At 41.9% G+C, this 10390-nt stretch carries 8 protein-coding genes; 7 read left to right on the forward strand and 1 reads right to left on the reverse strand.

The window, feature by feature from the left end; genetic code table 11:
- Positions 1–6 precede the first annotated feature (6 nt).
- The gene (locus tag ACMXYT_RS02100) at positions 7–2622 is read left to right on the forward strand and encodes an EAL domain-containing protein (RefSeq protein ID WP_415911800.1); all 2616 of its coding nucleotides are present in this window, start codon (positions 7–9) and stop codon (positions 2620–2622) included.
- A gap of 87 nt (positions 2623–2709) precedes the next feature.
- Entirely contained in the window at positions 2710–2961 is a 252-nt protein-coding gene (locus ACMXYT_RS02105) for a hypothetical protein (RefSeq protein WP_415899999.1), read from the forward strand.
- A 1-nt stretch (position 2962) separates the two neighbouring features.
- Here the strand turns inward: ACMXYT_RS02105 and ACMXYT_RS02110 are convergent, their stop codons facing one another.
- Positions 2963–5119 (reverse strand): EAL and GGDEF domain-containing protein, encoded by a 2157-nt coding sequence (locus tag ACMXYT_RS02110; protein ID WP_415911801.1) that lies wholly within the window; start codon positions 5117–5119, stop codon positions 2963–2965.
- Positions 5120–5517: 398 nt separating this feature from the next.
- Here ACMXYT_RS02110 and ACMXYT_RS02115 point away from each other — a divergent pair, with 398 nt between their 5' ends.
- From ACMXYT_RS02115 to ACMXYT_RS02135, 5 genes are all read left to right on the forward strand, one after another.
- Positions 5518–6933, forward strand: coding sequence for a TolC family outer membrane protein (locus tag ACMXYT_RS02115; RefSeq protein ID WP_415900001.1), 1416 nt, complete (start codon positions 5518–5520; stop codon positions 6931–6933).
- Between the two features lie 46 nt (positions 6934–6979).
- Positions 6980–7735, forward strand: a complete 756-nt coding sequence (locus tag ACMXYT_RS02120; RefSeq protein WP_415900002.1) for a hypothetical protein — start codon at positions 6980–6982, stop codon at positions 7733–7735.
- A complete protein-coding gene (locus ACMXYT_RS02125; RefSeq protein WP_415911802.1) occupies positions 7725–8612 on the forward strand; it encodes a hypothetical protein in 888 nt (295 codons plus the stop codon). The genes ACMXYT_RS02120 and ACMXYT_RS02125 overlap by 11 nt, the downstream gene beginning before the upstream one ends.
- 86 nt (positions 8613–8698) lie before the next feature.
- Positions 8699–9526, forward strand: coding sequence for a radical SAM protein (locus ACMXYT_RS02130; protein WP_415900004.1), 828 nt, complete (start codon positions 8699–8701; stop codon positions 9524–9526).
- Positions 9527–9605: 79 nt separating this feature from the next.
- Positions 9606–10373, forward strand: a complete 768-nt coding sequence (locus ACMXYT_RS02135; protein WP_415900005.1) for a SapC family protein — start codon at positions 9606–9608, stop codon at positions 10371–10373.
- Positions 10374–10390: the final 17 nt, after the last annotated feature.

The raw sequence follows: 10390 nt of genomic DNA on the forward strand, positions 1-10390 counted from the left end.
ATTATTTTGGCTCTTTTTGATAGTAAAAAGCATCAACTAACTATTCAGCGTAAATTACTGTTTGGTGCCATTCTTATGGCGCTATTTGTCGGAGTTTTGTTGTCTGTAGCTCAGCAGATTGCTCAGCAATCTACTCAGCAGCAGGCGGAAATACAGAACCAAGCCGTCAGGCCTTTAGTTCAGGTCAATGCACTTCAATCCTTAATTTATCGTATCCGAGTCACTGAAGTTAATTTACATGTTGAGAGTGATTTCTTCGCTCTTACAGCTGCAACTGAAAAATTGTCTGCAGATATCCAGTTATTTGAACATAGTTGGCGCGCGTTCATTGACGAATTTGGTGATGGGCATGATAGGCAGGTTCGATCAATTGATGATAATTGGCAGCGACTGAAATCTAGTCTCAATAAAGTTATTCAGTCTGCCGTTGATGGGCAGATAGCGGAAGCTTTTCGATTGTCTCAATTTGAATCTCAACCCCGATTTAATGTCATCGCAAAGGACTTAGAGATTCTTGTAACCCAGATCGAGATCTCAACAGATGGATTTATAATCGAAGCGGTTGCAGAATTAGAGTCGCAACAACAACGTTTCTTGCTGATTTCCCTCGTTGGAATGCTGATTGCGATCATCTTAATGATTTGGTTTTCTCGCTATTTCGTTTTGCGTTTAAACCGAATGCGTCAGGCATTTTTTAGAATTGCCAATGGCGATCTTGAGCATAAAGTTGATGTTGTTGGGCATGATGAGTTAACGGCTTTGGCGCGATCTTTTAACGCTATGCAGGAGAAACTAGCTGATCGACAAACTGCGCTAACTCAAGCTCGCTTATTATTGGAAGAGCGGGTTAAAGAGCGAACAAAAGAGCTAAAAGAGTCTAATCTCAAGCTTCGTGAAGAGGTTGTTGAGCGAGCAAAAATACAGCAAGAACTAAAAGTACTTTCTCTTGCGGTATCGCAAACCCCTGTCAGTATCATCATTTCCGATGCTAGAGGAATGATCGAGTATGTGAATGATGCTGCTATTCAGGCCTCAGGCTTTGTTGAAGAGGATCTGCTGGGCAAAAGTGCCATCTCTTTAATTGATCAACAACAGACAAAGAAAGCCTCATTTATTGATTTTACTCAGGCTTTAAATAATGACCAAGAGTGGGCAGGCGAACTATGTGCTACTCGACGGTCGGGTCAGAGTTGTTGGGAAGCAGTGCACTTATCTCCGGTGACAACCACCGAATCAGAAATTACCCATTATCTGATTATTAAGGAAGATATTACCGAACGACGTGAACAGGAGCAGAAGCTACTTTATCAGGCTAGTTATGACGCACTGACTGAATTGCCCAATAGAACGCTTGGGATGGAGCGTTTAGCACAGGGGGTAATTAATGCTCGGCGATTGCAGCATAAATTGGCGGTTATGTTTATCGATCTTGATGGCTTTAAGAATGTTAATGACTCATTGGGTCATGATATTGGTGATCAGCTTTTAATTAAGGCGGCTTCTCGGCTGCTGAATACCGTCCGAGAATCAGATGTAGTTGCGCGCTTAGGTGGGGATGAGTTCTTGATTATTATGCCCGCAATTTCAGAGCAATCCGATTGCTTCCCTGTGTTAGATAAGATTAAGCATGCCTTTTCGGAGACGTTTCAATTGGCAGGCCATAGTTTAGCAGTTACCCCTAGCATTGGATTATCTATCTTTCCTGAAGACGGTGAGGATGGGGCTATTCTGTTACGCAATGCTGATTTGGCTATGTATCAAGCTAAAGAGGCCGGTCGCAATACATATAGGTTTTTCAATCACCAGATACATGAAAACCTGACGATGAGAATGCAGGTGGAAACCCAGTTGAAGTCTGCATTGGAGAAGCAAGAGTTATCGTTATCCTATCAACCGATAGTTGAAGCTCAGACCAGAAAATTGGTTGGGGTCGAGGCTTTGTTGCGCTGGAATAATGAATTGTTAGGTCCTGTGTCGCCAGATCAGTTTATCGGTATAGCTGAGCAAACGGGTTTGATTGTGCCAATAGGAAATTGGGTAATACAAACTGCGTGTATGCAGATTGCTGATTGGAGAACTCAAGGCCTGCGTGACCTGAGTTTAGCAATCAATGTTTCTCCTCGACAGTTACATGGGGATGGATTGGGGGCAGTGATTGATCAAGCGTTAGGGGCAGCGAATCTTAATCCGGAGAGTTTAATCTTGGAGGTAACGGAAGGATTGTTGATCAGGAATCCTACGGAAGCTAAACGAACGCTAGAGGCGCTAAAGGAACTTGGTATTGGAATCGCGATGGATGATTTTGGCACGGGTTACTCATCCCTCAGTAATTTGAAGAATTATCCATTTGATATCTTGAAAATAGATAGGACTTTTGTGCGCGATATAGCTTCAGATCCCGAAGATTGCGCACTTATTTCAGCCGCAATTAGCATGAGTGCTGGTTTGGGTTTGCCCGTTGTTGCTGAGGGTGTTGAAACAGAGCAACAATTGAATATATTAGCGGATATGAACTGTGATCGCGTTCAGGGCTATTACTTTAGCAAGCCGTTAGCGCCAGAGGAGTTCTTGCTCTGGGTCAAAGATTATCAAAGTTCCGATATTTCCTCGACTAATGAATGACGTCTTTTACTACTTAGTTCCGTTGGTTCGCTAGCTGTGTTGACGTATATTGTGTAGCGAACGTTAATTAATTTTAGGAATGCTAGTATGTGGTCTGTAGACGGGCGCCAGGTTGTGCATCAGTCGGGTCTTTCTATTGAAGTTTTGGACGGTAGCTTCAGCAATCCGCTTGATCTGTCCATCAGGGGTGACAAAGGTTTTTCTGCGCCAGAACTGGCTTTAATGATTCGAGAAGGGATGGAGTACGCAGCTAAAAACGGCGCTAAAGCAACAGTTCGGGCAGTAAGGCCTAACGCAACTGATAAGCCTAAACGTCCTATTTTGAAACTTAAAAAGTAGTTTATTGATGGCGGCTGATTAATTTAGTTAATTCTTCTTGCGGTAAAGGCTTGCTGTAAAAATATCCCTGAATATAGTTACATGCTTTTGCCGCTAAATAGTCCCTCTGAGACTGTGTTTCTACCCCCTCTGCAATGACTTTTACTCCGAGTGCATGTGCCATAGCAATGGTTGCATCTATTAGCGCTGGGGCTGTTTTATCATCTTCAAAATTTTGCATAAAACTACGATCGATTTTTAGGGTGTTGAACTGGTATTGGCGAAGGTAGTTTAAAGAAGAGTAGCCTGTGCCAAAGTCATCCATTGAGATAAGAATGCCTAATTGGGCGAATTCCTCAAACGCTTTTATGATGTAAGTTTGATTGCCTAATAGCACACCTTCCGTTATCTCCAAATGTAAGCTGTCGCCCGATAGCTGATTTGTATTGAGGTATTTTTTGATCTTGGTGAGCAGTGTTGGTGCTTTAAATTGCAGCGGTGATAAGTTGACTGCAATTTTGAAATTGGAGTTATGTTGTTCAGTCCAAGTTTTAGTGGCTTTCAATGCTTCTTTTAATACAAAGTAACCAATCGGAATGATTAAGCCTGTTTGTTCGGCAATCGGTATAAATTCGTCGGGAGGTACGTGGCCTAGAACTGGGTTGCTCCAGCGAAGTAGGGCTTCAGCACCTACAATACGTTCCGATTGAGTGTCAAATACGGGTTGGTAGTTTAGATAGAATTCGTTACGTGCTAATGCGCCATGCATCTGCTCTTCTATCAGTAAGCGGCGTTCTATACCGGCATTCATATCCTCGGTGAAAAAGTGGTAGGCATTTCGACCTTCGCTTTTGGAGTGGTACATAGCGGAATCAGCATTTCGCAGCAGCTGATCCGGTTGGCTGCCATCATCTGGATAAAGGGATATACCAATACTCGTCGTAAGAAGCAGTTCTCTATTTTTGACTTTAAAAACATCGCGGAAGCTTTTGAGTAGGTTTTCTGCAATGGGGCGTACCTCAAGGGAATCTTCGAGGTTGTTAATGAGAACGATAAATTCATCACCGCCCAAACGGCCTATGGTATCGCTGGCGCGAATCATCGAGCGTAATTTATCTGCTGCTTGAATGAGTAATTCATCGCCTAGTGCATGACCAAGCGTATCGTTTACTTTCTTAAAATCGTCTAGATCGATAAAGAGGACTGCAAGCTTTTTGTTGTTTCGTTCAGCTTCTTGAATCAGCAAATTGAGCCGGTCGAGAGCTAAGAAACGATTTGGTAATCCTGTGAGGTTATCGAAATGTGCTTGATGAATGATTTTCTCTTCTTGGATTTTCTGGCTGGTTATATCTTGCAGGGTTTCTATCGCTCCAATGGTTTGACCATCTTCATCCTGAAGAGGAGCTGCTGTGAAATATAACCAGCGACCATCATGCATTTTAGGAAAGTAGTCTTGGGCTTCTACTGCACCTGGGATGAGCTCTGATGGCTGGAATTTATGACCGTAGTGTTTTTCTATATCTTTGGCTATGGCGCCATTAAGAACTAAATCGGCCATCACTGGGCGCGGATGACCATAAAAGCCACGCCAAGAGTCTTTTGTGCCAATCACTGCTGCAGCAGGTATGCCTGTGAGTATTTCGCAGGCTTTATTCCAGTGTGTGATAACGTGATCTTCATTGATAACGAAGCTGGCAATGGGGTTGCCAATAATCATCTGGGACAGCTGTTGCTGGGTTTTTTTAAATGCTTTCCGTGCTAAGTAAAGATCGGTGATATTGGAAGCTATGCCTCGATAACCTGAAAAATTCCCCTCAATATCAAAGGTTGGAGCACCACTGACGGTATAGCGCTGTAATTGCCCTTCATCATTAAAAATATCGTACTGGAAATCATAGAAGGGCTCGTGTTGCTTACATAGAGCTTTGTGTTCCTGCATTGCAGAATAAGAGTCGGGGCTAATTGGCATTTCCCAGCGGCAACGACCAATAAAATCGATCTGGTTGCGACTCATTCGGCTGATCCCGGTCCCTGAGAAGCTGATGAATCGAAACTCTTTATCCTGCTCCCAAAACCAATCGGACGATAGCGCAGCAAAATCGTTAAGGCGTTCTATCTCCTGCTGCAATTGTGCAACCTGAGCTTCGAAATCAGTCTGTTTAATGGCTTTGTTACTCATATGGATAGCTACTGCAGTTCTGCTGTTCCAGAGTTAAATGATCATCTTATAAGTATAGATGTTGAATTGTATTTCAATAAACAGGTTTAAGTAATTCTAAATGTACTTTTAATTCGCTAGCTTGCTATTGTGCGGATGACTTTGATTGAGTTTGGGGTAATTTAATAATAGGAAATGTATAAAAACTTAATTTCTTTTCAAATATACTCTAAAAAATATAACGCTTTAATTCTATGTATGTTAATAACTACTAAATTAATTGTCTTGAATTAAGTGCTTTGGGTTTGTGTAGTGTAATATTGCTCATCACGTTGAAATGTAAAAATCTGCATCCTGATAGAAACCGATCCTGTTGCAGAGCGGGCTTAAAAAGAGAGGAGCTAAATAAGGTGTCTATTGTGCACAAAAGTGTAAGAAAGATTGTAACAGCTGCATGCCTTTCTGGGTGTATGATTAGCCTATCAGCTAATGCCGAAGATTTAATTGATGTTTACAAATTAGCGTTGGAAAATGACCCTACCTATCAGGCGGGTTTTCATGAGCACGAAGCGTCTAAAGAAATATATTCTCAAGCCAAAGCCGCGTTACTTCCTACTATCAAATTTGATTATTCTCAGACAGAAACAACGCAAGATATTGTTAGTTCTGATAATCAGGTTTTTTCCAGCGGGAGCACCTCTTACCCAACCACTGAGATGACTCTATCTCTTACCCAATCTATCTATAGCTACAGTAATTGGGCTTACTTTAAACAAGCGAAAGAAGATGTGAAGAGGGTAGCGTCTGAGTTGGAGGATGTTCGCCAAGATCTGATGATGCGTACCGCCGAAAACTATTTTTCTGCGCTACGAGAATACGATAATTACACTTCTGTTAAGTCTGAAGTTGCTTCCCTAGAAAAACACTATGAGCTGGTACGTCAGCAGCGCGAAGATGGTCTGGCACGTGTTACCGATGAACTGGATGCTCAGGCGCGTTATATGCAAGCTAAAGCGCGTGAAGTGGAAATTCGCAATACACTAAAGGATGCGCTTCAAAGTTTGAAAGAGATGACAGGGCAATTACCCCAGTCATTGGTTTCTCTTGGTCTTGATATGGACTTGGTTGAGCCAACGCCAGCAATGCCTCAAGAGTGGGTTGAGAAAAGCCGAAACAACAATCCTAATGTTCTCGCTAAGCGTTATGCGACTTCAGTAGCTTGGCAGGAAGTTCGCCGACAAAAGGGTGGACATTATCCAACATTAGATTTTGTTTTTTCGCAGAACAATAGAGAGACAGAAGGGTCACTATTTGGTGGTGGCTCTGAAGTTGAGACTCAAGACATGATGGTTAAATTAACTGTGCCCATTTACGCAGGTGGTGCAGTGTCTTCTAAAGTCAGAGAGTCTATTGAACTGCATAATAAAGCTCAGGATGAATTAGAAGTTGAGTGGCGTGCAACAGAACGTGAGACGTATGCTGCATTTGACGGTGTTGTTGGCTCTATTGCTAAAGTTGAAGCGTTGCAGCGTTCAGTGGATGCTTATGAGCTTGGTGTAGAAGCAAAACGTACCGCTTATGAGTCTGGTTTGACATCGAGCTTAAGTGTATTGGATGCAGAGCGTGATTTGTTCTTTGCTAGAACTGAGTTTTCTAGTGCTCGATATGACTATCTTATAAATACGTTGCGCCTAAAGCGTGCTGTTGGCCTCTTAGGAGATACTGATTTGGAGCAGGTTAACGCCATGCTTTCTGGTGAAGAGCAAGCGTTTGAGATTACGGCATCGGTAATGGATAGCCGTACTTATCGAAGTTCTGAGCAGGCTCGTCGTTAGGTCTCAAATGCAGCCGCAAGCTGTATTGCTATCTGCCTTTTCCTCTTTGGCAGTGCCATTTGGTTATGAGCGTTCTTGTAAATTAACGGCGGGAACTCTCAATCAAACCCGATTTCTACTTACTCAACACAAAAACTGTTTTGGGACCGATCCGCTGGCTTCGCTTTTGGAGTTAGCGGTTGATCTTAAAATGCCTGACGAAGGCTTGGGATGGATTCAGAATCGACTTGATAAAGCTGAGCTTGTTCATCTAGGGTATGAGGATGAGCGTGGTGAGCCGCTGTTTAAACTTTATCTTGAGTATCCTTATTCTGTTGCCGAAGGTGGCGAGCTAAATGACTCGAAGGGGTTTTTGCTGCATCAGGCAATTAAATGGAATCCAAATAGCAATCGTCATTTAATCACAAACTATCGATGTTTACCCTCCTTATCCAAGGAGCATTATTTTTCATTTATTGAACAATGCTTAGGCTCTTCTGGGCGGGGACAGTCTTTGTGGGTTACAGCATTATTGGAGCAGGTTTGTAAATCAAAGTTGCCAATGATGCTTGATGTATCTGAGCCTGAGAGTGTGCGTAGGTCTTTTGATATCAATTTATATGATTTCTCTCTCCAAATAGGTGAGTTGCCTTCTTTACTGAAAAGGCTTTTTAAAAGCTTTTCAATTTCGTCTACTTCTGTGGAACAATTTTTAGAACAAAATGCGGGTCGTGTTTTAGGTCATGTATCTGGCGGAATAAATCGAGCTGGAGAGCCTTTTGTTACGCTGTATTTTGGAGTGGAAGAACGCTGTGGAAAATAGGAATGAGCTAGAGCTGTTTTTTAAAAAATGTGGCCCCAAAGCGCAGTTGTCGGATTATTGTCTTTGGCCGTACCCCCCTCTGGCAGCTACTGATGGTAAACAGCATTCTGTTAACCTTCTATTAAATAGCTTTTCTGTAGCGGGCGTCGGAGTTAACGGCGTTAAGTTGATAAACGAAATTCAGAAATTGATGGGAGAGGGACAGACAGTTTGGGGGGTAAAGCTTGTTGACGGAAAAATTAGTTGGGAACTGTATTTTTACGACTATAAACGCCTTGAGAGAATAAACTCCTTTTCTCGTTTAAAGCGACTGATGCCTGATTATTTATCGACTGCTTTGGATGTATCGGATGATGTACCTTACTTTATGTTTTCGATAGATCTGGGTGTCGAAGAGTTGAATGAATGTCGTTTAAATTTAAGCGAAGCGAATATCTATATTGGGAATGACGGTAGTAATGTGTCTTCAGGAATTAGTTATCTCTTGTCTGAAGACGGTCTTTCCTTAAGCAATCTTTATTACTTCTATAACTCGGTTAAAGAGAAAGAAGGTATTTTGGCAAAGATAGCAAGTTCTGCGCATTTGAACCTGCGGAAGTTAGATTTCAATAAAATTCTTTTTCCTGAACTTCGTGATTGTGAAACGACCGTAGTTGCTAATAAAAAACAAAATGAAGGGATCTACTTCTCTCGTATTAAAATAGAACAGCTTATTTGGTTCTTAGAAGTCATGAGGTATCCAGAGCCGATTCTGGGTTATGTAAAGGCTTCTATGAATGAATTAGATCATATGCTCTATGATGTCGGCGTAGATTACAAAATGTTGCCTGATGGCCAGATAGAAGTTTTGAAGACGAGTTATTACGGAATTTTTTGATGCTTTCTATAGAACAGCGCTTCGATCACAGTGTCTACGTCTCTATGACAATGGAATTTCGCTGTAACTTAAAATGCGTTCACTGCATGATCGAAGGAACTATGGATTATCTTGAACCGCAGAGTCGACAAAAGTTTGATGAGCTGCTTGCTTATAATCGAGAACACCAAAAGTGGTCTGGGCTAATTCTTACCGGCTCAGAAATTACCTTGCACAGAAATTTGCCTGAACTGGCTAAAGCCGCAAAGCAGTCTGGCTTTCAGCATGTTCGAATTCAGAGTCATGGTATGCATCTTGGCAAGTTAGATTATTGTGCCCAGCTCATTGACTCTGGGGTTGACGAATTTTTCATTAGCGTTGCTGCTGCAGATGCTCAGTCGCATGATGCAATAACCCAAGTTCAAGGTTCATTTAATAAAACCCTTCAGGGAATGGAAAATATAGATCGTTGGGAGCATACGATCAGTATTACTAATACAGTCGTAACAAAAAAAAGTTATAAGCAGTTACCGCAAGTTGTAGATGCATTAGCGCATTTAAAAAACTTAGCGCAAATGGAATTTTGGTTTTATTGGCCGATGTCAGGCAAGGATGAAAAGACTTTGCTTGCACCTCATTTGGAAATGTTGCCCTATTTGAAAGAGGCTGTGATAAAAGCACAGGCGCTAGGTCGGCGTGTGGAAATTAAAAATTTCCCACAATGTTTGTTGGGAGAATTTAAGCATTTATTGGTAAATGGACAGCCGCAACTTTTTATTGATCCTGTATTTTGGCGGGAATTTGAAAAAAACGGTTTTTATCAATGTAAGCATCGAGAAAGCTGTCAGTCCACGGAATGCCTAGGGTTAAATAGTGCATATATTAAGAATTTTGGTTGGGAAGAAGAAATACTTACTCCACAGGCCAATAGTTAAGTTGCAGAAGGGGTGTCTTCTTATCTAAGATGGATCCTTTAGACTGCAATAAATATTAGAAATAGCTAAGGAAAACAACGTGACAACACAGTTACTGATTTACGGAGATGTTCAGCCAATCAATAAGCAGCGTCATGCAGATTGGTCAGTAAAAGCGGGTAGTCAATATGGCTTTGCTCAAGCGGTTAACTCAGTACCGTTAATGGCTGTTGAGTTTCCTAATGCGGCTGAAGAATATTGTGTAGTGTTTGCGGGCGAAGGTGAAAATCTTCTACCGGTAGTTCTAATGGGTGTTAGAGAGCAGGAAAATCTTTACGTAAATGAAGATGGTAGTTGGAAAGCTAAATATATCCCAGCTTTCATCCGTCGTTACCCATTTGTTTTTTCTAGTGCTGATGATGGTTCGACCCTAACGCTTTGTGTAGATGAGGGGTTCGAAGGTTGCAATCAGGAAGGGCGTGGCGAAAAGCTATTTGATGCTGATGGTGAGCAAACTCAGTATCTAAGTTCTGTATTGGATTTCCTAAAAGAGTATCAAGTGCATTATCAGCGCACTAAGGCTTTTGCTAAAAAGCTCCAGGAACTAGATTTGCTTGAGCCTATGGGAGCGCAGTTTACTACGCCAGCTGGCGAGAAACGTACTGTGACTGGTTTCCAAGCAGTTAATCGTGAAAAACTAAAAGGTTTAGCTCCTGAAACGTTTGCTGAGCTAGCTCAAACTGATGAGCTAGAACTGATTTATGTGCATCTGCAGTCTATGCGTAATTTTACTAAGATGCTTGAAAAAGTTTCTGGTAGCGCGGCTGTATCTGCAGATGAAGAGACGACAGAAGAAGTAACGCATTAAATTAAATGGGGTGGTGG

Origin of the sequence: Neptuniibacter sp. QD37_11, assembly GCF_047778105.1 — a bacterium.
Classification (GTDB): domain Bacteria; phylum Pseudomonadota; class Gammaproteobacteria; order Pseudomonadales; family Balneatricaceae; genus Neptuniibacter.